Origin of the sequence: Paenibacillus sp. FJAT-27812, from assembly GCF_001273905.1 — a bacterium.
Classification (GTDB): Bacteria; Bacillota; Bacilli; order Paenibacillales; family Paenibacillaceae; genus Pristimantibacillus.
In genome coordinates this window covers 1,421,730-1,445,849 of the sequence record NZ_LIGH01000001.1, presented here as the reverse complement: position 1 = coordinate 1,445,849, position 24,120 = coordinate 1,421,730, and the positions used below count along the sequence as shown (strand labels likewise).

The following is a 24,120-nucleotide window of genomic DNA, read 5'->3' as shown; positions in this document are numbered from 1 at the left end:
ACAGCTAATTCTATTAATCTTTAAAGCCCATTATGATTTACGAGCCTAATAAACGAAAGACTGAAGGGAGACCTGCGGCATGACGGAGACGATACGTTTTGGCGGTCGGTTTGTCGTGGAGGACAGTGTGCCGGAATCGGTTGTGACGCCCGAGGATTTCACGGAAGAGCAGCGGATGATGGGGGATGCGGCGCAGCAGTTTTTGGAAGCGGAGATTATCCCGCGCGATGCGGAGCTGGAGGCGCTGAACTACGACTTGACCGTGGAGCTGATGCGCAAAGCCGGCGAGCTGGGGCTGCTAGGCGCAGACGTGCCCGAGGCTTACGGCGGATTAGGTCTCGATAAGGTGAGCACGACTTTGCTGGCAGAGACGCTCTCGCGCGCTTCGTCGTTTGCACTCTCGGTAGGTGCCCATACGGGGATTGGCACGCTGCCTATCGTATTTTTCGGAACGGAAGCGCAAAAACAAGCCTATCTTCCTGCGCTTGCGACAGGAGAGAGAATCGCTGCCTATTGCTTAACAGAGCCTGCCTCTGGTTCGGATGCTTTGGGGGCTAAGACGACAGCAAGGCTATCGCAAGACGGCAAGCATTATGTGCTGAATGGCTCGAAGCTGTACATTACAAACGCGGGTTTTGCCGATTTGTTTATCGTCTACGCGAAGGTTGACGGTGAATATTTTACCGCGTTTATCGTCGAGAAAGGAATGCCGGGGTTCAGTATCGGGCCAGAGGAGCATAAGATGGGCATCAAGGGTTCCTCGACGCGGCCTTTGTTTTTTGAAGACGTGGCGGTTCCCGTAGAAAATGTGCTTGGGGAGGTTGGCAAAGGGCATCACATCGCTTTTAACATTTTGAATATCGGACGGTTCAAGCTTGGGGCAGCCTGCCTTGGCTCATCCAAGGAGACGATCGAGCTGGCTTCGGCTTATGCCAATACGCGCAAGCAATTCGGCAGGGCGATCTCCTCGTATCCGCTCATTGGCGCTAAGCTGGCTGACATGAACATTCGCACCTATGTGCTGGAAAGTATGGTCTACCGGACTGCTGGCTGGATCGATGCGATGCTGAGGACGACGGAGCAAGGCGGCGAAGCGGCAGACGATGGCATGAAGGTAGCGAAGGCGATCGGCGAGTATGCCATTGAATGCTCGATCGTCAAGGTGTTTGCATCTGAAGCACTCGATTTTGTTGCGGATGAAGGGGTGCAAATTCACGGCGGATACGGCTATATTCGCGAGTACAAGGTTGAACGCATTTATCGGGATTCGCGGATCAATCGCATTTTTGAAGGGACGAACGAAATTAACCGGATGCTCATTCCCGGCACGCTGATGAAGAAGGCGCTAAAGGGCGAGCTGCCGCTGCTGCGCAAAGCGCGTGCCCTGCAAGCCGAGTTGGTGCAGCCGATGCCGCTTCCACCATTTGAGAAGCCGCTTAGCAAGGAAGCGTACCGCGTTGCGCAGGCAAAAAAGACGTTCCTCGCCATTGGCGGGCTTGCCGTGCAGAAGCTGGGGCTGCGGCTGGAGCAGGAGCAAGAGGTGCTCTGCTCGCTTGCCGATCTCATGATTAACATATTTGCCATGGAAAGCGTGCTGCTGCGCTCGCAAAAAATGTGGAAGCAAAGCGGCGGCGCTGTCTCGGAGAAAACGGACAATGTCATTGCGATGACGACGGTTTTCGTGCAGGAGTCCATGGAGAAGGTGGAGTCGCTGGCGAAGCTTGCGCTTGCTTCCCTGGAGCAGGGAGACGGACTGCAAATGCAGCTTTCTATTCTGAAAAAGCTAATGCGCGCGCCGCTATCCGATACGGTAGCCTTGAAGCGAACGATTGCCGCACGTGTTATACGGAGTGAGCATTATGTCGTGTGAAGGGGGAGAGCATGAATGGATTCGCTCAGACCGGAAGACCCGTCTTTGCCCGAACAACCGCCCGCCGAAGCTGAAAAGCTCGCGCGTCCATGGCTACATCATTACCCGAAGGAAGTTTCTCCTTCGCAGAGCTATCCCGATCAGAGCATCGTCCAATTTTTATTAAATGCGGTTAATCGTTATCCGAACCATACGGCGGTTCATTTTCTCGGCAAAACCTTAACCTACGGGCAGCTTCATGATGATGCTGTCCGCCTCGCATACGGTCTCCTTTCACTCGGCATCGCCAAAGGAGACAGCGTGGCGATTATGCTTCCGAATTGCCCGCAGGCAGTCGTAGCCTATTACGGCGTACTGCTTGCAGGCGGCATCGTCGTGCAGACAAATCCGCTTTACGTTGAACGAGAGCTGGAGCATCAGCTGAATGATAGCGGCGCCGTCGCCATTATTACGGTCGATATGCTCTATCCGCGTTTGTCACGGGTTCGCGGCAAGCTTCCCGAGGAGGGGCCGCTGCCTAAGCTTAGGCATGCCGTCATTACGTCGATTAAGGATGGGCTTCCGTTTCCGAAAAATTTGCTCTATCCCCTTAAGCAGCGCAAAGAGGGCTTTCGCGCAGACATTCCTTATGGCAGCTTTGGCGTAGTCAGCTACAGGAAGCTGCTGGCCGCGAAGAAGCCGTCCACGCCGCTGCCCGCGCCTGCCAAGAGCGCAGAGCTAGCCGTGCTGCAATACACGGGAGGCACGACAGGTACGCCAAAGGGCGTGATGCTGTCGCATGGCAATCTCATCGCCAACACGATGCAAATCTCCGCTTGGTGCTACAAGGCGGAGGATGGCAAGGAACGTTTTCTTGCGGCGCTGCCTCTGTTTCACGTGTTTGGATTAACGGTATTAATGAATATGTCGGTGCTGCGCGCAGGCACGCTTATTTTGCTTCCTCGTTTTGAGGTAGAGACGGTGCTGCAAACGATCAATCAGCAGAAGCCGACGATTTTTCCGGGGGCGCCCACGATGTATGTGGCGCTTATCCACCATAAAGCTGCTGCCAAAACCGATCTTTCTTCTATTAATGTGTGCATAAGCGGATCGTCGGCATTGCCGCTTGAGGTGCAGGAGCAGTTCGAGTCAATGACCGGCGGCAGGCTGATAGAAGGCTACGGTCTATCGGAAGCGTCACCCGTCACACATGCAAACCCAATATGGGGACATCGCAAAATCGGCACGATCGGCATACCTCTCCCCGACACAGATGCGGCGGTTATTAGCCCGGAAACCGGTGAAAGGGTGGGGATAGGCGAGCTTGGCGAGCTAGTTGTACGCGGTCCGCAGGTTATGCAGGGCTACTGGAATAAGCCAGTGGAAACCGAACAGGTGCTGCGGGACGGCTGGCTGTATACAGGCGATCTCGGGACGATGGATGCAGACGGTTTCTTTACCGTAATGGATCGGATCAAGGATGTGATCATCGCAGGGGGATTCAACATTTATCCGCGCGAGGTAGAGGAAGTGCTGTTCGAGCATCCGGCTGTACGTGAAGCAGCCGTTATCGGGGTGAAGGATGAATACCGGGGCGAGACGGTGAAAGCATTTATCGTGTTTAAGGAGGGCTGGCAGGTTTCGAGCAGCCAGCTAGACCGATGGTGCAGAGAACGGTTAGCGTCTTACAAAGTGCCTCATCACTATTCCTTTCGGGAAACGCTTCCAAAGACAATGGTCGGGAAGGTGCTCCGCCGGAAGCTGCAGGAGGAGGAAGCGGAGAAGCAGGCCGCCAAGGATAAGGGAGAGTGAACGGCATGGATGAGGAATGGTTTATTCAGCAGGCAGACCAGGCCGGTCACTTGACAAGGCTTGCGGAGCGGGCGCAGGCAACGTTTTGGGGAGTGCTTGGCTGTGAGGTTGTGCAGGCCAGCGGCAATAAGGCCACCATCTGCTTAGATGCGACGGAGAGGCATTTGAATTTGCTTGGCATCGTTCACGGCGGCGTGCTTATGTCTCTGCTGGATAATGCAATGGGACTCGTGGTCATGCTGGCGATGCCGGATGAGCGAACGGTTACGGCGAATTTAAATACACAGTTTCTTGCCAGCAGCAAAGGCGGCGTCATCGTATGCGAGGCTGAGCTGGTGCACCGGACAAAACGTTCGCTGACGCTGCAAGCGCAGGTTAAGGATGACGGAGGCAGGCTGCTTGGGCTTGGAATGGGCACTTATCGAATCATTTAGCGGGCTGGAAGGGGCAATTTGCTTGCCCGCTTCCAATTCGCTATAATATCTAATATATGGAAAGTATAAAGGCTTTAAAAATGACTAATATTTAGCCGTATTTTACCGATAAATGTAGTAGAGGAAAGGAGGCGAGGACATGGTGCAAGGCTGGGTTACAACGTTGGTGCTGGCATTCGGAATTGTGGTTGCCATTATAGGCGTGATCGCATATTTAAGAATGTTTCGTAAAGACAGGCTCTCTTCCACTTCACATCCGGCAGCCGATGTCTCGCCTCCAACCGTTAACAATGCAGTAAAGCTAATGGATAACGGGCATAATAAGGATAGCAAACCCGAACATGTCTTGCCTCCAGATTAATAATTGTTAACTTTCATATTCGAAACCAAAATGTTATAATAGTAAGAAAAATGCGAACATTGTGACTCATTGGCCATGGAGTTACCTGCACCGAATGGGGGTTCTTGCGGTGTAACCGCCGCATGCGGTCTCGTATTATGCTGTTTAGGACGACCATCCAACGTAAAGGGGAGGAGATTTCATGGCGAAGCATAGCCAGAATGAAGTCAAGGAAAGCCTGAAGGAACTCACGAGAATTTTTCAACCCAAGGACCCGCGTAAATTTGTTAAGGAGTATATTCGCAAGTACCGGATCACCGGAGGCTACGAGGATGAATTGACGACATTGGTGGAAAATGAATTAGGCAGAATGAACTCCTCGGTCAGCTAACTCATCATGTATAATACGGCTTTGTAAACTGCCTTCCGGCAGGGTACAAAGCCTTTTTTGTTTATCTCCTGCCTTATTGTTCATTTTCTAAAAGCTTATTCCTCTGTCGTAATCGTAACCCGCCCGCCAGAGAAGAGTTATTATTTTACATAAAACCATACTTTAGGAATTAAAGGGCAGACCGCCTTATTAAATATTCGGATTTAACCCACGCAATCATAATTTCGCCATATATGTTCGGCATGTGGCACCTTTTTCCCGAATAAGTTATACATAGACAAATCTACTCGTTATCGCAGGTTTGTTAATCGTACGAAGTGAATTTTGCTACCTCAAAACCTAGGTCTAAGCTTACGGAGTGGATTTTGCTTCGCAAAACCTTAAGGAGGTTAGTACACACATGGCAGTGGATTTGAAAACGAAGGAACATATTCGGGGTATTCGCAAGGCTGGACGTATCGTCGCTGCCTGTCACAAGGCGCTCTCGAAGAGGATCGCGCCGGGAGTTACGACGCAGGAAATTGATCGATTTGTTGAACGGTTCATGCTTGACCGGGGAGCAACGCCAGCTCAGAAGGGCTATAAGGGATACCCGTTTGCCACGTGTGCTTCCGTTAATGAGGTTGTCTGCCATGGCTTTCCTGATTCAGAGCCGCTTGAAGCGGGTGATATCGTTACGATTGATATGGTTGCTGACTTGGATGGCTGGAAGGCGGATTCCGCATGGACTTACGCGATCGGCAAGACGAACTATGCTACCGAAAAGCTGCTGCTTGCAGCAGAGCAAGCGCTGCTCGACGGCATAAAGCAAGCTAAGCTTGGCAATCGGCTGGGCGACATCGGTTATGCGGTGCAGACGAGAGCGGAGAGGGCTGGCTTTGAGGTTGTGACGGCGTTCGTTGGCCATGGCATCGGCAGAAGCATGCACGAATTTCCGGAGGTCATGCACAGAGGCATTCCTGGACAGGGAATAGAGCTGGAAGAAGGCATGGTCATTACGATAGAGCCCATCATAACGGCAGGAAGGGCGGACGTATACATTACGCAGGACGGCTGGACGGCGCGCACGAGGGACGGGGCATGGGCAGCACAATTCGAACATACGGTAGCGATTACAAAGGAAGGCCCGATTGTATTGACACGCTGGGATTAACGAGGGAAAACCAATTGTTATACAAGCCCGAAAAAAGCCGAGCGAGCGCAGGATAACCAGCCTGCACCTGCACGGCCTTTTTAAATAGATAAACAGGCGTATTTAATCCAGAGATGCTTCAACTTCTATTTCAACGAGCATAAGAGGGTCGATCAGCGCTTTTACCTCCACCATCGTCGCAACAGGCTGAATCTGTTTGAAAAACTCGCCGTGCGCCTTGCCGATCTCTTCCCACTTGGAGATGTCCGTTACAAACATTCTTGTGCGTAAGACATGGGACATATCAGCCCCCAGCTCATTCAGCGCTTTCTCGATCGTTTGCAAAATATATTTCGTTTGCTCGTATGGATTGCCGATCCCGACAACCTCGCCGTCCTTCATCGCCGTCGTTCCCGCTACTTCGATGCGATTGCCCACCCGAATAGCGCGGCAATATCCTACAAGTGGCTCCCAAGGCGAGCCGGTAAAAACCTGCTGTCTATTCAAAATATCTACTCCTACCCCGTGTTAGTATGATAAGTACGCTTTAACCGAGCTTCATTTTCCGGTAGTCGGAAGGCGTCACGCCGAAGCTCTTCTTGAACATGCGATGGAAATAAGAGCTGCTTGTATAGCCGCTCTTCACCGCGATGTCGACGATGGACCAGTCGGTATTCTCCAAATGCTCCTGCGCCCGCTCCAGCCGCACATTATTAATGACATCAACGATTGCGCTTAACGTCTGCTGCTTATAAACCCGGCTTAAGTAGATGGAGGACATATCCAGCTCGTCGGCAATCCAGTTCAAGCTAAGGTTCGGATTGGCGTATTCCCGTTGAATAAGCTCGTTGATCTTGCGGATCAAATCACTTTGCTTCGTCGAGCGCTTCGCTGACAGCTTCGTCTGGATATCGTCGAACAACGAGAAGAAAATGTCATTCACTTCATTAATCGTTTCAAAATGGTCAGGCGATGGAATGTGGATGCTGAGGCTCGCTTCAACGTCGAGACAGTTATTTTTCTGTATCGTGAACAAAATGTTGTTGACTGTCATCGTCAGATGGGAGATGGCAAGCTGCACGACATGAATGGGATACGCCGCTGTCTCCTGCACGATTTCCGCGAACAGCTTCTTCGCTTCCTCCGTCTTGGAGGTCATCAAGGCGTCCGTCAATTTCCGTTCACGGTCAACCGGGAAAATATACTCCTTTGATTTTAAGCCCATGATATCCTGGGCTTCAATCAAGCAGCCATGCCCATAAAATAAGCGATGCTGCGATGCTTCCTTCACCAGCTTATAGAGATGGGATAGATGCTGCGCTTGGTAAGCTTCCGGGCTGTAAGTAACGGAGAGGCCAATTTTCAAATAATCCAGCGACGATTGTTGAATTTGGCCGAGCACCGTCCGAAGCAGCTCATCATCAGATTCATCGGTATCATCGAGACGATTAAGAAGCATAATAACATAATCGGCATCCATATCGACCGTTTCTACCCGGTAATGCTTCAGTCCGATTTCCCCGCTGATATTCATAATCGCGAATTTGTAGACATGCAGATCATCGCCGCGCGTTTGCCGCAGGGCGGCAAGCTGGTCTATTTTTAACAGGACGACCCGGTAACGTGAATTGAAATCAAAGGTGATCCCTACATGGGATAGCCTTTGAAGCTGGGTACTCGTCTGCAGCGACTGCGAGCCTTGGATAAGGCTGCGCAGCATATTTTGCCTGATCGTATAGGAGCTGTTACGTTTCTCTGTCTCCAGAATGTTCATTTTGCTCATGATCTGATGGATCGGGCGATACAGCATGCGAGAGAGCAGCCATGATATGAATAAGCCAATGACCAAAATAACCGCAGCGATCAAGATCGTCATATTGCGGATGGAATAGATCGCTTTGGTTACCTGCTTGTAAGGCGTAACGCGTACATATTGCCAGTCCAGCGAATCCGGCGAGGTATAGGAGACGAGAGATTTTTTGCCTTCAAAATCCGCAACGATATAGCCGGATTCCTTATTTCTTATTTTATTGGTAAGCAGCGCATTGTCCTTATCGCTTAATTGCCTCGGCAGCAGTGAATCGCCTGACAGCAGGCGCTCCTGATTGTCCAATATAAACGATTTCCCCTCGCTGTCGCTCTTATTCACGCCAATGTCCTTATTGATCCAAGCGGATGAAATATTAATGATAACGGCGGAATTAACCGTTTGAGTTTTGCCTATGGCATCAAACCCTAAATAAGTGTACGCCTTCGTTAACTGCTCTCCAGCCAAGCTGACCGTTGTGTACGTTCTAGGGATTGGCGTAAACGGACGGTACTGCTGGAAATTGCCGAGTATATCGAGTATCCCCTTATCCGCAAGCTCCTCTTTGCTGAACGTGCCGCTCTCTCCCTGCCGGCTGGCTGTGTAGAAGAGGCCATTCGCTGAATTGTATACATAGATGGATTCGATAAAAGGCATCGAGTTCAAATAGTTGTTCAGCTCGTTCATCGCAGCGGTCACATCGTAGATGTTAGGCTCCGTGTAGAACATCAGCTTAGCGACATTGAAGGTTCTATACATTTGGAAGGATAGGGATTGCGCGCTCTCAGTCATGCTGATCACTTCTTTGCTCGTTTGGGTTAAATTGCTCACGTCGGATTGATATGCCTTCTTCAAATCGATTTGCATATAGGTGAAGAAATAAAATAAGGAGGATACCAATAACGTTAGTACAATGCATAAGGTAATCGTGAACAGCAGCTTGCTGTACAATTTTCCGTTGTTTTTCAAATGAACTGCTGACATGCTAGCCCCCCTCTATGTATATAAAGCTTCTTTAAGATAACGCCGTGGCAAAACTTTCGTAAGCGCTTCCTAATTTAAAATGCCGTTCATCCGGAGCTTCGGCCCATTAGTTTGAATATTTCACTCCATAGGCGCTTGATACATTCATCATTATAATCGGCGTGAATCGCTGGTTGCAATGAACCAAATAAATGAAGGTGAATGAACCTGATATTCGGAAGTGAACAATCCATACCCTAGTGAAATTATTGGCGAAACCGCGCAATATAGGTGACAATGCGCTGTTCAATCCGTTAGAATGTCACGGAATTCCATGATAATAGCGGAAGGGACAGTGAAACCATGATTAGTTCGAAGCTGAAACAGATTTGGTATGGGGGAGACTATAATCCGGATCAATGGCCGGAGGAAATATGGCATGAGGATATGCGTTTGTTCAAGGAGGCGGGCATCAATGTCGTGACGCTTCCTGTATTCAGCTGGGCGAAGCTGCAGCCCTCGGAGGATACATACAGCTTCGAGTGGCTGGACAAGCTGCTGAACTTAATTGCGGATAATGGCATCTATGCTTGCCTTGCGACCTCGACCGCCGCGCAGCCGGCGTGGATGTCCCGCAAATACGACGATGTGCTGCCGGTCGACGTTGACGGCAGGAAGCGCACGCATGGCGCGCGCACCAACTTTTGCCCGAATAGCAAGACGTACCGCCGTTTGTCTAGCCAGCTCGCACGGGAGTTGGCCGAGCGTTACAAGGACCATCCGGCGCTCCTTATTTGGCATATTAATAACGAATACGGCACGCATTGCTATTGCAGCCATTGCGCCGAGGCGTTCCGCGAATGGCTGAAGGTGAAATACGGGACGATCGAGCGGCTGAACGCCGAATGGAATATGAGCTTCTGGGGCCATACCGTCTATGAATGGGAGGAGATCGTGCCGCCATCCAATCTGAACGGCGATAACCGCAATTTTCAGCCGATGGCGATCGACTACAAAAGGTTCATGTCCGATTCGATTCTCGGCTGTTATCAGGGCGAATATGACGAGCTGAAGGCCGTTACGCCGGATATTCCGATTACAACGAATATATGGGGTCTGTTTAACGGGCTTGATCTGCAAAAATGGGGAGAAGCGATGGATGTCGTCTCTTGGGACAGCTATCCTCAAATGAATGAGCCGATGGGCAACGTTGCGATGCGGCATGACTATATGCGCGGCTTAAAGGAAGGCAAGCCGTTCATGCTGATGGAGCAGACGCCGAGCCAGCAAAACTGGCAGCCTTACAACAGCTTAAAGCGCCCCGGCGTCATGCGGCTGTGGAGCTACCAGGCGGTGGCGCACGGCGCGGACACGGTAATGTTCTTCCAGCTTCGCCGCTCCTTCGGGGCATGCGAGAAATATCACGGAGCCGTCATCGAGCATGTCGGCCATGAGGATACGCGCGTATTCCGGGAATGCGCTGCATTGGGACGGGAGCTGGACTTGCTTGGCGATCGTCTGCTGGATGCCGAGGTTCATGCCGAGGCTGCGCTATTATTCGATATCGACACCTGGAATGCGGTTGAGATTACGAGCGGGCCAAGCGTTGATCTGAACTATTTGGACCAAGCGCAAAAATATTACAAAGCCTTCTACGATCAGAACGTTGCTGTGGATGTACTTAGCCCGCTTAGCGATTTCTCGAAATACAAAATCGTGGCCGCTCCCGTACTCTATATGCTCAAGCCGGGCGTTGCCGAGCGGATAGAGGCGTTTGTGCAGGCTGGAGGCACGTTTATAACGACCTTCTTCAGCGGCATCGTCAACGAAAATGATCTCGTAACGCTGGGCGGCTATCCAGGCAAGCTTCGAAGTCTTCTTGGCTTATGGGTTGAGGAAATCGACAGCCTGCTGCCTGAGATGCGCAACAGCGTTGAAATTGGCGAGGCATTCGGTCATGTGCAAGGAACGTATGAATGCGGATTGCTTTGCGATCTTCTTCATTTGGAGGGCGCGAAGGCGCTTGGGACATACGGCACCGACTTTTATGCGGGAATGCCAGCTTTGACGGTCAATGCCTATGGCAAAGGCGAAGCTTATTACGTGGCGACGGCGCCTGAGCAAAAGCTGCTCGGAGACTTGATCCGTACGTTGTGCGAGCAGCGGCAGATTGCAGCTCCGTTCCGAGCGGGAGCGGGCGTTGAATTGGCTCAGCGCGTGAAGGAAGGGCAGACCTACACCTTCGTGCTCAATCATAACAGCGCGCTAGCCGCCATCGAACTAGGAGAAACCGGTTATATCGACCTGTTATCGAGCCGAGAGGTGAGCGGGACGGTTGAAATCGAGCCGCATGGCGTCATGATTTTGCAAAAAGCATAAGGTTACGAATGAAAAAACCATGAAATCGCAAGACTCGAGCAAGGCTCGAGCCGGCGGGTTCGTGGTTTTTTTGGGGCCGTAATCAGGTGAAATGGCTTGTTAATGCATAAAAGTTTAAATCGTTCACTCGTTCAGTCGCTATTTCGTTCACTGACTTTGCTTTCTTACTCTTTTCCGCAGCATCAGGCGAGACGTACAGTGGGAACAGAGCAGACAACGCAAAAAAAGAACAGAACGCTGTGAGAGGAGACATCATCTGCATGTTGAAAAAAAATGGGCTGCTAAAGGAACTGGTGACGAACCGTTTACTCTTCCTTATGTTAATGCCGGCGCTAATCTTCTTTATTGTAAACTCGTATGTACCTATGGTGGGCGTCTACTACGCCTTCACTCGATTCGACTTCAATACGAGCTTATTCAATAGCCAGTTCGTGGGACTCGAAAACTTCAAGTTTTTGTGGCAATCGGGGGTTCTCGCTAAGCTAACCTTAAATACGGTCGGCTACAACATTGTATTTATTTTACTTGGCAACGTACTTGCGATTGCACTTGCCATCCTGCTGAGCGAGCTGCGCTTGCAGTGGTTCAAGAAGCTGACGCAATCCATCATGTTCCTGCCTTATTTCGTTTCCTTCGTTATATTAAGCGTTATCGTCTACAACGTGTTCAACTACGAAAGCGGATTTCTGAACTCGACGCTGAAGTCATTCGGATACGAATCGGTAGACGTCTACAATACGCCTTGGGTGTGGGTATTCCTCATTATCATTTTCTACCTGTGGAAAAATATCGGCTACAGCATGGTCATCTATTTGGCATCGATTACCGGGATCAGCGAAGAATATTACGAGGCTGCCAAAATCGACGGCGCGAACATTTTCCAGCGCATCTGGTACATTACCGTTCCGATGCTGAAGACGACGTTTGTTATGCTTCTGCTATTTGCGCTCGGCAGCATCATGAAGGGCCAGTTCGACTTGTTCTATCAGCTGATCGGCAACAACGGCGTCCTGTACAATACGACAGATATTCTCGATACGTATGTGTACCGCTCGCTGAAAGTAACGTTTGATATCGGCATGTCGACGGCAGCAGGGCTATACCAATCGTTGTTCGGCTTTGTCCTGATCATGACCGTCAACTACATTATCAAAAAAATCAACGACGAATACGCATTGTTCTAAGCGATTAGCTTGCAGCTCACAGCCCACAGTAGGAGGTACCTATGAAAATCAAAGACGACAATTATATGAAGTGGTTTAGACTAATCGCATTTGTAGTCATTCTGCTTTCAACCGTAGCTTGCTTGTTTCCGTTCCTGCTGATCATCTCCGCTTCCTTTACGCAGAACGAGGCGATCATTAGAGATGGCTATCATCTAATCCCGACCGTATTTTCCTTCGAGGGTTATGAGACGGTGTTCCGTTTTCCGAAGCAGGTGTTAACGGCATATGGCGTTACGACCTTTACGACCGTGATCGGAACGACGCTAGGTTTGTTCCTGATGACGATGGCAGGTTACGTCCTGCAGCGCAAAGATTTTAAATACCGCAACTTCTTCGCCTTCATGATCTATTTCACGACTTTGTTTGGCGGCGGGCTTGTTCCTTGGTACATCCTGATGACCAAGTATTTGAAGCTGACCGATACGCTTACGGTTCTGATTTTCCCGGGCCTCATGACGCCCTTCCTTATTATATTGATGAAAAACTTCATTCGCTCCGCCGTGCCGGATGAGGTGATCGAATCAGCGAAAATCGACGGAGCCAACGACTTTACGATTTATAGCCGGATCGTGCTGCAGCTGTCGATGCCCGGCATCGCAACGGTTGGTTTGTTCCTTGCGCTTCATTATTGGAATGACTGGTTCACCTCTTCGCTGTTCATTAACGATACGACGAAGTACCAGCTGCAATACTATCTGTACAACGTCATTAATGCGATGAGCTTTATTGCGCAGATGGGCTCGGGCACAGGCGTATCGCTAGGCTCCGACATGCCGACGGAATCGACCAAAATGGCGATGTCCATCATCGTAACTGGACCGATCCTGTTCCTGTATCCGTTCGTGCAGCGTTATTTTGTCAAAGGATTGACGATTGGTGCGGTTAAAGGTTAGAACTAGACAAGGGATTGGTTATTCCGCGTTTAGCTAACATAGATAAGAACTTATTAAAGGGAGGATTCACATGACAAGGAAAGCAGCAAAAGCCGTCTCCATGTTACTATCGATTATCGTATTTATTACGGTTCTGGCAGCCTGCGGATCGAACAACAATAACGGAGGCAATGCCGCAGACGCAACAAATGCGCCAAAAGAGACAGAAGGCGCGACTAATGCGGGCGCTGAGGAAAAAACGGGAATTGATACTTCGAAAAAAGTGGAATTGCAATTTTATATGCTGGGCGATGCTCCTAAAGACATTGCTTCCATCCAAGAGCAAGTAAACAAGATGGCATTGGAAGATTTGAATGCTACAGTTAAATTCAATTACACGTCTTGGACGGATTGGGATCAAAAGTATAAGCTGCTGCTTGGTTCAGGCCAACAGGTTGACTTGATCTTCACAGCTGATTGGACGCAATACCAATCGTATGCGAAGAAAGGCGCTTTCCAAGCGCTTGATGAAATACTTCCGGCAGCTGCGCCTACGCTGAACTCTTTCGTGCCTAAAGATATGTGGGAAGCTGTAAAAATCGACGGTAAAATCTACACGGTACCAGCTACTTACAAAGAGTATGTAACAGACGGCTTTGTATGGCGCGAAGATCTTCGCGAGAAGTACAATCTGCCTACACCGGTAGATATACCAACATTCGAGCAATACCTAGATGGCATCAAGAAAAACGAGCCTACAGTTACACCGCTTTCCATGAACTCTGACGTAAAAACAAACCTAATGGACCGCTTCACAGGCATTTCTCACTCTCCTGTCGGCGCGCTTCCATACGGTATCGGCATCAAATATGCAACGCCTAACGAGGTATACTCCTACTGGGGTTCAGACGAGCAAAAAGAAGATTTGACCGTCTTGAAGCGCTGGCAGGATAACGGCTACATGGTGAAAAACGTGCTGGCTGTTAAAGATACGCTTCAGGATCAAATCACAAGCGGCAAAGCAGCAGCTATTCTTGGCGACAACCCGACTCGCTACAATGATATGGTTATCAAGATTCAAGCGACTCACCCGGATTGGAAGCTCGGTTACACGCCGTACCCGGAAACAAACGGCATTGCAACGCCGGTTCACCCCATCCACAACGGCTTTGCAATTCCAGCTAGCAGCAAAAACGCAGAGCGCGCGCTTGCGTTCTACGAGAAGCTTGTTACGGACAAACGCTACAACCTGCTTACGCAATACGGCGTAGAAGGCAAAAACTATGAAGTGAAAGACGGCTACTACTCCATGATTGGCGATTCCACTTCCAACGGCTTCCCTCGCGAGGGCATGAACGGCTGGGCTTGGAGAAACCCTGAGTACATGCTGTTTGACAAAAACTATGACGGCGTAAAAGCAATCTTCGAAAAGCTTGATAAAATTCAAGTGCCTGATAAATTTACAGGTTTCGCTGAAGATTACACCCCATACCAAGCAAAAAGAGCAGCGCTTGAGCAAGTGGAGAAGCAATACCTGTTCCCGCTTAACGCTGGTCTTGTGAAAAACGTAGAAGAAGGCTTGAACACGTTTATGGAAAAAGCGAAGCAAGCCGGTCTTGAAAAAATTCAAGCGGAATACACGAAGCAATGGCAAGCGTACGTAACGGCGCAAGGAATTAAATAATCGATTGAAGAAGGCTGTCTCAACGGCGGATGATTTGCCGTAGAGGCAGCCTATATGAATGGCTTTTCGGAGATTTTCGGGAGACAGATCATTCCTCATGGAGGATGGTCTGTCTTTTTTATGCGAGATGCCGTGAGCCTTGCCAACCATGCATGGAGATGGGAGAGGCGAGAAAAACAACTGGGATCGTATCCGCGTCCGAACGGCGTTATAATGAAGGAAGAGGGCTTAGGCCAGCGAATACGAGGGCGTGCTTGTGGAGCTTTTTCCATCGGTCTCGAAGGTGCGGGAATGGGCTTTTTGGCTAATGATTTAACGGAGGAGGGGAGGCAAGGTAAATGAGCGGACTATTGGAACGGCTACGCAAGGGCTATGGGAAAAAGCTTGTTTCGCTCCATGCTTGGAACGGCTGGATTGTCGTGATTTTGGCGCTGACCGGGCTTATACTGATCGGCGGCTTCTGGCGCGGCATTCTCGGTGAAGGCAGAGTATGGATCAAGTGGGCTCATGTTGTCGTAGGAATTGCATCCATCTTGCCGGTTATCTATTACCTGCTGCTTGCGGGCAAGCACTGGAAACAGCTCAAGCAAAAACCGTGGCAGCGATTTAATGTGCTTGTTGTGCTTGGTTTATTGCTTGGCTGGTTCGTATCCGGTGTGCTGCTATGGCAGTTCAGGGCGGTCGGCCCGGGTGTATCCAATGTTGCGCTGGCCGTTCATGATTTGCTGACTTGGGTCGGGCTTCCGTACATCATTTACCACTCGATCACCCGGGTTAAGTGGCTGAAGGAGCCGAATCGCCGCACCATCAAAAATGAGCGGGAAACGGATATTATTCATCCTGCCGGCTCGCCTCAAGCCGTTTATACGCGCAAAGCGTTTATTCGCGGAGCCATAGGCATTGGCCTTGCGGTTACCGTCGGGCCTTCCTTTCTAAAATGGCTGGGCAACTCGCTTTTAAATGTGGGGGGAAGCCAGTCCATAGATAAACTGATTGAGAGCGACAGCAACAAGCTGCTGCCGGCACCGGAGCCTCTGCCTGCGTCCGCGCCGCCGCTTGGGGGAGGCGCAGTTGGGCAGTTTCGTGTATACACGGTAACGCCGATCCCTTCTTTTACGAATGCGGATTGGTCGTTTACGATAGATGGTTTGGTCGAAAAATCGTTCAAATGGGATTGGAAGCAATTTGTGGCGCTTAAGCGAACGGTGCAGGTTAGCGATTTTCACTGCGTGACCGGCTGGTCCGTGTACAAAAACACGTGGGAAGGCATTCCGCTCAAGGAGCTGCTGAGGATGGCGGGCGTGAAGTCTAGCGCGCAAACGGTAAAGCTGTATTCGGGCGATGGCGTATATACCGATACTTTAACGCTTGAGCAAGCCGACATGGACGATGTCATGGTTGCGGTTATGCATGACGGCAAGCCGATTCCGAGCGATCTGGGCGGGCCTGTCCGTCTTATCGTTCCGAAGATGTACGCCTACAAATCGGTCAAATGGCTAAATCGAATTGAGCTGATCGAAGGCGAGCATGTCGGGTATTGGGAAGCTCGCGGTTACGCGAATGATGCTTGGGTGTAAAGTGTAATGGGAATCGAATCACACATTAATCCTACAAATATACTATGAATAAATGCTATGATGATTGCAGCAGAGGTATTTTTCAGGGCTAGCCAATCAACTTTCATTTTTAAAATAGGGATAGGGAAGGTGCAGCGGATGACTCATTTGGGCATTTTACATCAAACGTTTACGTTAGAGCTGGGCGCGGGCGTGTTTATTAAAGGCGATGTAAGAGTGAATGAGGAGGGAGGGCGCAAGCCTGTCCTTCTTTTTGCGCATGGCTTTAAAGGCTTTAAGGACTGGGCGTTCTTTCCATATGCTTCCGAACGATTCGCGCGGCAGGATTTTGCGGTTGTTACGTTCAACTTCTCACATAACGGCGTGAATGAGCATGATTTTGACGAGCTGGATAAGTTCGGGCAGAACACCTACTCGCAGGAGCAGCAGGATCTGTCCGCTGTTCTGTCAGCAGTGCTTGAGGGGAAGCTTCCGCTTGCGGAGCGGCTGGATAACGAGCAGATTGTTATCGTTGGGCATAGCCGGGGAGGCGGGAACAGCGTGCTGCTTGCGGCGGAGCATCCCGAAATACGGGGCGTTGTGACTTGGAACGGAATTGCCGACGTCAACTTGTTCGGAGCGGCGTTCCGCGAGCAGGTGCTGCAGGACGGAGTCGGCTATGTAGAGAATGCGAGGACGAAGCAGCAGATGCCGATCGGCGCTGTATTTTTTGAAGATCTGGACCGCAATAAGGAGCAGCTCGATATTACGGCCAAAGCGGCGGCGCTTCGCACGCCCGTGTTGTTCATTCAAGGCACGCAGGATTCGGAGCGGCTGCTTGAGGGCTACCGCAGCTTGCAAAAGGCAGCTCCGCACCATCGCTTTGCGACGCTGGAGGGGGCGACCCATACATTCGGCGCGGTGCATCCTTTTGCTGGGACGACCGATGATTTGGAGCGAGCGATTGCGCTGACGGGCGCTTTTTTTGCTCCGTTGTTGAAGCGAGCTGCGGCAGGCGAATGATTATAGGAAAGATATGAAAACTCGCGGTTGATATTTAATAAAGTGCAGAGAAGCTGGCTGTAATGACTTATTATAAAAAAGCGGATTGGGTGCTTGAGCAGTTAGGCGTGGAAGGCACGGTTATCGTCGATGCGAGGTACGCGCTAAACGATTCAGAAGCGGGCGAGAGGGCGTATGCGGAAGCGCATATTCCAGGCGCTTATTATGTAAGTTTAAATCATGATCTTTCAGCGCCGAATCGTCCGAATGGAGAGGGCGGCCGCCACCCGCTGCCGGGGGCGCAAGCTCTGGCTGCTGTACTTGGTTGATTAACGTAATTTCAACATTCGAGTAATGAAAGCATCATAAAACTAAAAGGAGTAGCTGTTACTATGAAGGATTTACATAATTTTGTTTCAGATTACACGAAAGATAAGAAACATTTACATCTTGCGATCGGGATTATTAGAGAGGGCGGTATTGAATAATTTTCGTTCAGTAATAATCAAAAGAGAAGTACGATTCCTCCTGAGCATATGTTGTTTGAAATCGGCTCCATAACCAAAGTTTTCACATCCATTCTCTTATTAGAAATGGAACGGGAAAAACGGCTTTCCTCGGATGACATGGTTGGTAAGTTTGTGCCAAACGTTAAAAACGATTATTTGAATAAGATTACCTTGAAAAGCCTTGCTACTCAYACCTCTGGTTTACCTATATTGGCAACAAACCACAATCTGGCTAAAAAAAGATCGAATCCTTATTCAATGTATACCGAGCAAGATTTAACTGCTTTTCTATYTAATGCTGACTACACGGATAGTATTGGTTCATTTGGATATTCCAATATCGGTGTGGGCTTACTGGGGAATATTCTATGCAAGGTGTCAGGAAGCAAGTATGATGAACTGTTGAAAAAATACATAACGAGCCCATTAAAGATGAATGAGACAGCCGTTACACTTGATTCAGAACAGAATAGAAGGTTTTTGAATGGACATGCTTCAACTGGGAAGAGAGTCCCTCACTGGGATCTCTCTATACATGAAGGAGCTGGGGGGATTAAGTCATCGGTTAACGATTTGAGTTTATTTGTCCAAGCCAATCTAAATGATGATAATCCGATAGCCTCTACACTGCAAAAAAGTCATATCCCTATATGGATCGGARATTCAAACCKTTATTTTGGCTGGGGTGAGGATAARCTTCTAGATAAWGGTATCCTCTGGCATAACGGGGGTTCAGCTGGTTTTAACAGYTATCTAGCTTWCAACAAGGAACTCCGTGTAGGAATTGTATTGCTATCCAATTATTCTTTTTTCTCGAATTCTCTTATGGATTATTATGTTGCTCAATTAATAAAATGGATTACTAAAAAAGAGCCATCTCAAGGAACTATGATAGACTCTACAGGGTTAAAAATATTTGAAGCAATCATAGGTAGAGAAAAGTCATTAAAATAACGGAGACATTAGTGTAATAAAAGAGAAGTTGTTAAAGAAACCACTCCATTGTCAGGAGTGGTTTTCACTTTATATACTGATGTAGATATTATGGTCAAATTGTACTTTGTGCTTAGATACATTGCGGGAACCGTATCATAAGTAGGGCGAATTTTTTGGAAATGCCTAACCATACGATCGGTTAGGGTTATTCGATGTGGATAAAGAAAACAACACGTAGTGCGCTATGCACTCGTGTTGTTTCGTTGTTAGATGGAGTTTGCGTTCAGCAAAATTTTTCCCCATCCAGGTCTTGCTTCTCTTTACTCCAGCGCTTTATCCGCTAAAACATCCACCCTCTCCTGCAAACTCTCCAAAATCTCTTTCGGCACCTCCCTAACCTTGATGTCACTACCTAGAAAAAGCAGCCAATTTGTTATTTCAGCCAATTCCTCCGCATGATGAACATTGATAAATGTTTTTAGAACGGCTGTAGTTTGATAAGGATTTGTGTATGAAATGGAAATATGTAAAGGATAGTATTTTTTGTACTGGGCAATCGCCTTTGGTCCGAGTTCGAGGACTAGGTTGATGGCTTCTTTCTGCTTGCTTAATTGTTCGACAATCTTCTTCTTGCTTATTCTTTTTTTCTCAGGGTATGGTTTGACATCGGTGAGATTATCGACAGAAATTATCCGCCTCTTTTCCTCATCTAAGTCAAAGCCTTCAATTTGCCATGAGCTTTTTTCACGATATAGATGCATGAGGTAAATGGGATAAGACTTTATTTCTCTTCCTTCTTCGACGGAAACCACTAAATAGCTGTCGATAAGAAGGATTTGGATGAGTTGTTCTAACATAGGATGGGGCAGATCTGTCAGATCGAGCAGGTCGGGATTATGGGGGTTGGTTCCTTCGAACAGCAAAATTTGATTTAACAGAACAAGATCATCCTGCTGGTTATTCGAGATGAGGCCGAGTATTTTTTCCGCTAAAGATTGGCGACTCTTAAGATAGGGGAGTTGTTGATTTCTTGTAGCCATAAAGGCAATAAAAAGAGCTTTAATTTCATTATCGGTAAAGCGGACAGCGGGTAGGACAGAGTTATTCATGACAAAGTAGCCCCCGTCCCTCCCGACTTCGGCGACAAGCGGCATTCCCATCGCTTCAATTTCTCTGACATCTCTAATCGCCGTCGAACGAGAGATGTTGAATTCTCGCATGATTTCAGAAATGGTAAAGTGGGCGCGGTTGTTGATGTACCGCATGATGATGTTAATCCGTTCAACTTTTTTCATGTGGCCCTCTAAACAGTATCATATTTTGACATGATTTATAGCTATTATAAACGTATCAAGTGAAATAACAAATTATTTAATTAATTCAAAAAAGGAGTGTCGATCATGGTAGCATATTCCCTTGAGGAAAAAGACAGCTTTATTATTCTGGGGATTGGAACGGAGCTAAAGAGCGATTACACGGACTATAACGGTATGAACAAGGAAAAGGAAAACTTTTGGCGAGCAGTGGAGCAGGATGGAAGGCTTGACGATTTAAAGGCCATTGCCGCGAATGACTACATTTTTGCCGTGAACGAAGCTGTAAATCACAAGAGGATGTACGAGGAATGAAGATGAGTACGATCGTGGGTAATGAAAAAATCGCGAAAGCAGGATACCGTCCTATTGGAAGGATGGTCGCTTATTGGACTGTCACAATAATACTGGCATTCTCAATTGCATTAAGCGGTATCGGGCAACTGATACGATATGGGGGGAATGCCGATCTAGTGACGGATATTGGATTCCCGTTATATATCACGAACATTCTCGGAGGTTGGAAATTGCTTGGAGTCATTGCGATCGTAATGCCAGGTTTTCCACGGCTTAAGGAATGGGCTTATAGCGGTATCTTTTTTCTAATGACGGGTGCGGTCCTGTCTCATGCGTTCGCTAATGATTATGGCGATTACGGATTCCATATTATTCTTCCGCTTTTCTATGCAGCGCTTGGCATTGCCTCCTGGGCACTGCGTCCGAAAAGCCGCAAACTTTAATGGGTAGTAAAATTAACGCCAGCCCATTTATGGCTCCAATAGACTTCTACTACCTATAGCACTAATATTAGGAAGTGGCGCTGTGGAAGAGAACATTCGGTTGCGGGATATATCTGAAGCAATAGCAGACATGTCATCGGGCCCTTTAAACAGCTTCATAATTTGGCATGATTAATAGTTATTATAAACGCATCAAGTGAAAAACAAATCATTTGATCCATTCAAAAAAAGGAGTGTTGATCATGGCAGTGTATACCCTTGAGGAAAAAGACAGCTTTATCGTTCTAGGTATTGGCACGGAGTTGAAGAGCGATTACACAGATTATGCCGGCATAAATAAGGAAAAGGAAAACTTTTGGCGGGCAGTGGAGCAGGATGGAAGGCTTAACGCTTTAAAGGCCATTGCCACGAATGACTACATTTTTGCCGTGAACGAAGCTGTAAATCACAGGATGATGTATTATGCCGGCGTGATGACAGAAGCATCGGTACCGGAAGAGCACAGAGTTATTCAATTCCCGAAGGGGCAATACCTTGTCGTTAAAGGCGAAGGAAATACGGCCGAAGAGATGAGCAATAAGCTTACAGGTATTGCCTTTGGTCAAGTCTTGCCAGAAGCCCAAATTTTCGCCTATGTTGGTGGACCCAATGCAACGGTTGAGATGGGGCAGCGAGACGGCCTCGTCTATGGTGAAGTATGGATTCCAGTTGTTAGAAAATAAACGAATTCATTGGAGAGATGAGAATGTCCTATATCGTTGATTTCAAAAATGTATCTACGGTGGGTTTAGAGTCTTCACCTGTAGCAGAAGCGTTAGCTGGTTTACGTGCGAATGAAGCCCGTTACTTTATGAACAAATACAAACATGAATTTACGATCGTACCCGCAAGCGAAAGTCAGGAAAACCTTGAGTATGTGAACCGCATTTTGAAAGAGCGTGATATAGTGTTTACGGCCAAACCTTTAGAAACGTCGCGTTTTCAAGTGGAAAATATCCAATTTACCTACGTCTTTTATGAGGATGGTCTTGGAATTAATGTCATGTATACGGTTGATGACCCTAAGAAGCGGGCCGTTGGTTTTAAGCTTGCTGAGGGTATGGAGGTACCAAAGGAGTTGGAAGGGAAGTTTAAGTTTGCTAGGCAGAAGTCTAAACTAGCTGGAACCATTCGGGGCTCGTTTTTTGTCATTAAAGGACAATATTAAAGGAAGTAAAAACGTAAGCGGGGGGATTGGAGGCTACTAAGCTTACTTAAAGGCGTCCAAGTATTTTCCTTTCGTTCAAAAATGATTGCCATGAGCACCTAAAGTAAAAGAATGCATACGTTACTGTTCTTCATGACTCGATCCTTCTAAAAGCAGTAGTTCAAGTGAGCTTTAGCAGGAGCGATTGGATTTCTTACAGTAAGAATTCTATTGCGACTGGGGAAAAGTAGAAGGCTTAAGCAGATATACAGTATGTAATTTGGAGTACATCGTTGATGTGGCGATGTACTCTTTTGCGTTATTCCAAGGAGTATCGAGGTCAACACGGAGTCAACGAATGGGGGTGAACGTGCTTACAAAACGGTAATGTTGGGTTTGCTCGTGGTCGGACGACCGTCATCGTCATGCTGGAGCTTTATATTGCACTACAGCACTTCACGTACTGATTAAAGACCTCACGCGCGAGAAGCAACGGGAACATCCCTCGAGTAGTCCTAAAATCGGGAGAGTCGACAAGGGTCTAATTCACTTCTTGATTCCCGATCGATTATTTCGCTTGCAGCCAGATGCGCAATCAGCGGCGCCAGCGTAATTGCAGAATGCATCACCGCCAGATAAAGTCCTTTTATATGATCGTGGAAGCCCACGATCGGATAGCCGTCTTCAGGCATTGGTCTCATCCCGACCTTTATGCTTTCCAGTTCCAGTTGATCCCCGTCTTTCAGACTGCGGCGCAACGTGTCGAACGCTCGCTTACCGACCGCCTCTGGTCCGTTTTCCTCCGACTCGTCGATATAATCTTCCGCAGCCAGCAGCGTATGATCTGTCAGTTGACGCGCTTCAAATTGCGCATTTGAGATTAATGTGCTTATCAGTTTATTTGCAGTTTTCATCCGAATCAGAATGGAAGGCGACGACGTTACCGGCACGCGACAACCTAACGGGTTGCAAAGTTCGGGTATGCCTGTACCTGCTGCCAATACCACGACATCCGACTCCAGAAAACCATTGGACGTATGGACGCCGACTAGACGGGAATCTTCTTGCTGCAGCTGTGTAACGTTGGTACCGAACTGAACCTTCGCTCCGTACTCCCGCGCTTTGTTGAGCAACAGCTCCGTTACCCCTATAGGGTCCAATGCACCTTCTTCGCTGACAAACATCGCTTCATCCGGATATTCCTTCAGATTCGGCTCCAATGCCTCAAGCTGCTCCCGGTTTAATTTTTGAAAGTGGAGTTGCTCCCTTAGGGACGGAGTACCCCAAGTCAGCGCTCCATGCCAATGAATTTTCAGTTCGGACAGCTCTTGCTGAAGCGTATGGTATTCTTCCAAAGCCGTATCGTACAAATGCCAATATTCGGGAGCCACCCTATGAGTCGTATGTATCCAGGCAAAAGATTTTTCCGTGACTTCACGCGCCGCGGAGGAGTGTCGTTCAATAACGGTTACATCTTGATTTCGTTTGGCCAGATAATAGGCGACGGACGCCCCGACAATCCCTGCGCCAATAATCACGATTTTTTGTTTATTCAATAATGACTCCTCCTTTGTCACCCTAGTGTAACATAGGCGTCATGATAATCCGACGTTATAACATATGCAGGCAGCTGGAGCGATTGGAGTAGTTATGAGGGGAATACGGTGGCTGTTGGCAATGAGGAAATCCCGAAGGACATATAGTAGTACTTTCACAATGAATACATCGCTATGTAGCCAGTTGGCTCAGGCGATGTATTTTTATTCTCCGAAGTCAACACGTAGTCAACATTCGGCTCCTGAAAGTACTTACAGAACGGTCAACCCGAATATACTTCACAATACGCGATACAGACTGACAAGGGCCTGAGTCATAGCGGTGCTGCAAACCCAGCCTGCTGATACGAGTCAATAATTCTGTGAGATGCAAACAACGATCAACAGAAAATCAACAAGTATGCATGTGGAATAAAGAGTACGGTCAGTTCAT

Annotated in this window: 21 protein-coding genes and 1 pseudogene; 18 read left to right on the top strand and 4 right to left on the bottom strand. The window is 48.4% G+C overall.

Annotation, left to right across the window (positions count from 1 at the left end):
• Positions 1-79: 79 nt before the first annotated feature.
• The 6 genes from ADU23_RS06100 to map all read left to right on the top strand — a co-directional run bounded on the left by ADU23_RS06100 (position 80) and on the right by map (position 5,979).
• Positions 80-1,870, top strand: a complete 1,791-nt coding sequence (locus ADU23_RS06100; RefSeq protein WP_053372932.1) for an acyl-CoA dehydrogenase family protein — start codon at positions 80-82, stop codon at positions 1,868-1,870.
• A gap of 15 nt (positions 1,871-1,885) precedes the next feature.
• Positions 1,886-3,661: a long-chain-fatty-acid--CoA ligase gene (locus tag ADU23_RS06095; protein ID WP_082311015.1), complete on the top strand. Its 1,776-nt coding sequence runs from the start codon at positions 1,886-1,888 to the stop codon at positions 3,659-3,661.
• A 5-nt stretch (positions 3,662-3,666) separates the two neighbouring features.
• Positions 3,667-4,095, top strand: coding sequence for a PaaI family thioesterase (locus ADU23_RS06090; RefSeq protein WP_053377488.1), 429 nt, complete (start codon positions 3,667-3,669; stop codon positions 4,093-4,095).
• Between the two features lie 139 nt (positions 4,096-4,234).
• On the top strand, positions 4,235-4,456 hold the full coding sequence (locus ADU23_RS06085; protein WP_053372931.1) for a hypothetical protein: 222 nt from the start codon (positions 4,235-4,237) through the stop codon (positions 4,454-4,456).
• 181 nt (positions 4,457-4,637) lie between these two features.
• Entirely contained in the window at positions 4,638-4,826 is a 189-nt protein-coding gene (locus ADU23_RS06080) for a hypothetical protein (protein WP_053372930.1), read from the top strand.
• A 400-nt stretch (positions 4,827-5,226) separates the two neighbouring features.
• A complete protein-coding gene (map, locus tag ADU23_RS06075) occupies positions 5,227-5,979 on the top strand; it encodes a type I methionyl aminopeptidase (protein WP_053372929.1) in 753 nt (250 codons plus the stop codon).
• Between the two features lie 102 nt (positions 5,980-6,081).
• On the opposite strand, the gene ADU23_RS06070 is transcribed toward map, so the two are convergent.
• Both ADU23_RS06070 and ADU23_RS06065 read right to left on the bottom strand, forming a co-directional pair.
• Entirely contained in the window at positions 6,082-6,465 is a 384-nt protein-coding gene (locus tag ADU23_RS06070; protein WP_053372928.1) for a RidA family protein, read from the bottom strand.
• Positions 6,466-6,505: 40 nt separating this feature from the next.
• Positions 6,506-8,749, bottom strand: coding sequence for an AraC family transcriptional regulator (locus ADU23_RS06065; RefSeq protein ID WP_053372927.1), 2,244 nt, complete (start codon positions 8,747-8,749; stop codon positions 6,506-6,508).
• Between the two features lie 342 nt (positions 8,750-9,091).
• Here ADU23_RS06065 and ADU23_RS06060 point away from each other — a divergent pair, with 342 nt between their 5' ends.
• The 8 genes from ADU23_RS06060 to ADU23_RS06020 all read left to right on the top strand — a co-directional run bounded on the left by ADU23_RS06060 (position 9,092) and on the right by ADU23_RS06020 (position 18,910).
• Positions 9,092-11,107, top strand: a complete 2,016-nt coding sequence (locus ADU23_RS06060; protein WP_053372926.1) for a beta-galactosidase — start codon at positions 9,092-9,094, stop codon at positions 11,105-11,107.
• A 260-nt stretch (positions 11,108-11,367) separates the two neighbouring features.
• Positions 11,368-12,291 (top strand): ABC transporter permease, encoded by a 924-nt coding sequence (locus tag ADU23_RS06055; protein ID WP_082198389.1) that lies wholly within the window; start codon positions 11,368-11,370, stop codon positions 12,289-12,291.
• Between the two features lie 41 nt (positions 12,292-12,332).
• Complete coding sequence (locus ADU23_RS06050; RefSeq protein WP_053372924.1) at positions 12,333-13,226, top strand: carbohydrate ABC transporter permease; 894 nt, start codon at positions 12,333-12,335, stop codon at positions 13,224-13,226.
• Positions 13,227-13,296: 70 nt separating this feature from the next.
• Positions 13,297-14,889, top strand: a complete 1,593-nt coding sequence (locus ADU23_RS06045; RefSeq protein WP_053372923.1) for an extracellular solute-binding protein — start codon at positions 13,297-13,299, stop codon at positions 14,887-14,889.
• Positions 14,890-15,227: 338 nt separating this feature from the next.
• A complete protein-coding gene (locus tag ADU23_RS06035; RefSeq protein WP_053372921.1) occupies positions 15,228-16,466 on the top strand; it encodes a molybdopterin-dependent oxidoreductase in 1,239 nt (412 codons plus the stop codon).
• A 138-nt stretch (positions 16,467-16,604) separates the two neighbouring features.
• On the top strand, positions 16,605-17,468 hold the full coding sequence (locus ADU23_RS06030) for an alpha/beta hydrolase family protein (RefSeq protein ID WP_053372920.1): 864 nt from the start codon (positions 16,605-16,607) through the stop codon (positions 17,466-17,468).
• Between the two features lie 62 nt (positions 17,469-17,530).
• A complete protein-coding gene (locus ADU23_RS06025) occupies positions 17,531-17,776 on the top strand; it encodes a rhodanese-like domain-containing protein (protein WP_053372919.1) in 246 nt (81 codons plus the stop codon).
• A gap of 210 nt (positions 17,777-17,986) precedes the next feature.
• Complete coding sequence (locus tag ADU23_RS06020) at positions 17,987-18,910, top strand: serine hydrolase domain-containing protein (RefSeq protein ID WP_197286044.1); 924 nt, start codon at positions 17,987-17,989, stop codon at positions 18,908-18,910.
• Between the two features lie 302 nt (positions 18,911-19,212).
• On the opposite strand, the gene ADU23_RS06015 is transcribed toward ADU23_RS06020, so the two are convergent.
• Positions 19,213-20,187 carry a helix-turn-helix transcriptional regulator gene (locus tag ADU23_RS06015; RefSeq protein WP_053372917.1) on the bottom strand — a complete coding sequence of 325 codons (975 nt, stop codon included), beginning with the start codon at positions 20,185-20,187 and terminating at the stop codon, positions 19,213-19,215.
• 105 nt (positions 20,188-20,292) lie between these two features.
• On the opposite strand from ADU23_RS06015, the pseudogene ADU23_RS06010 reads away from it, so the two are divergent.
• The 4 genes and pseudogenes from ADU23_RS06010 to ADU23_RS05995 form a co-directional block, all read left to right on the top strand.
• A pseudogene (locus ADU23_RS06010) lies at positions 20,293-20,511 on the top strand (effector binding domain-containing protein); the annotation flags it as partial.
• Positions 20,512-20,522: 11 nt separating this feature from the next.
• Positions 20,523-20,945, top strand: a complete 423-nt coding sequence (locus ADU23_RS06005; RefSeq protein ID WP_053377487.1) for a DoxX family protein — start codon at positions 20,523-20,525, stop codon at positions 20,943-20,945.
• A gap of 242 nt (positions 20,946-21,187) precedes the next feature.
• Complete coding sequence (locus ADU23_RS06000; protein ID WP_053372916.1) at positions 21,188-21,667, top strand: GyrI-like domain-containing protein; 480 nt, start codon at positions 21,188-21,190, stop codon at positions 21,665-21,667.
• Positions 21,668-21,690: 23 nt separating this feature from the next.
• Positions 21,691-22,152, top strand: a complete 462-nt coding sequence (locus ADU23_RS05995) for a hypothetical protein (RefSeq protein WP_053372915.1) — start codon at positions 21,691-21,693, stop codon at positions 22,150-22,152.
• A 494-nt stretch (positions 22,153-22,646) separates the two neighbouring features.
• Here ADU23_RS05995 and ADU23_RS05990 read toward each other — a convergent pair whose 3' ends face one another.
• Positions 22,647-23,687: an NAD(P)/FAD-dependent oxidoreductase gene (locus ADU23_RS05990; protein ID WP_053372914.1), complete on the bottom strand. Its 1,041-nt coding sequence runs from the start codon at positions 23,685-23,687 to the stop codon at positions 22,647-22,649.
• Between the last annotated feature and the right edge of the window lie 433 nt (positions 23,688-24,120).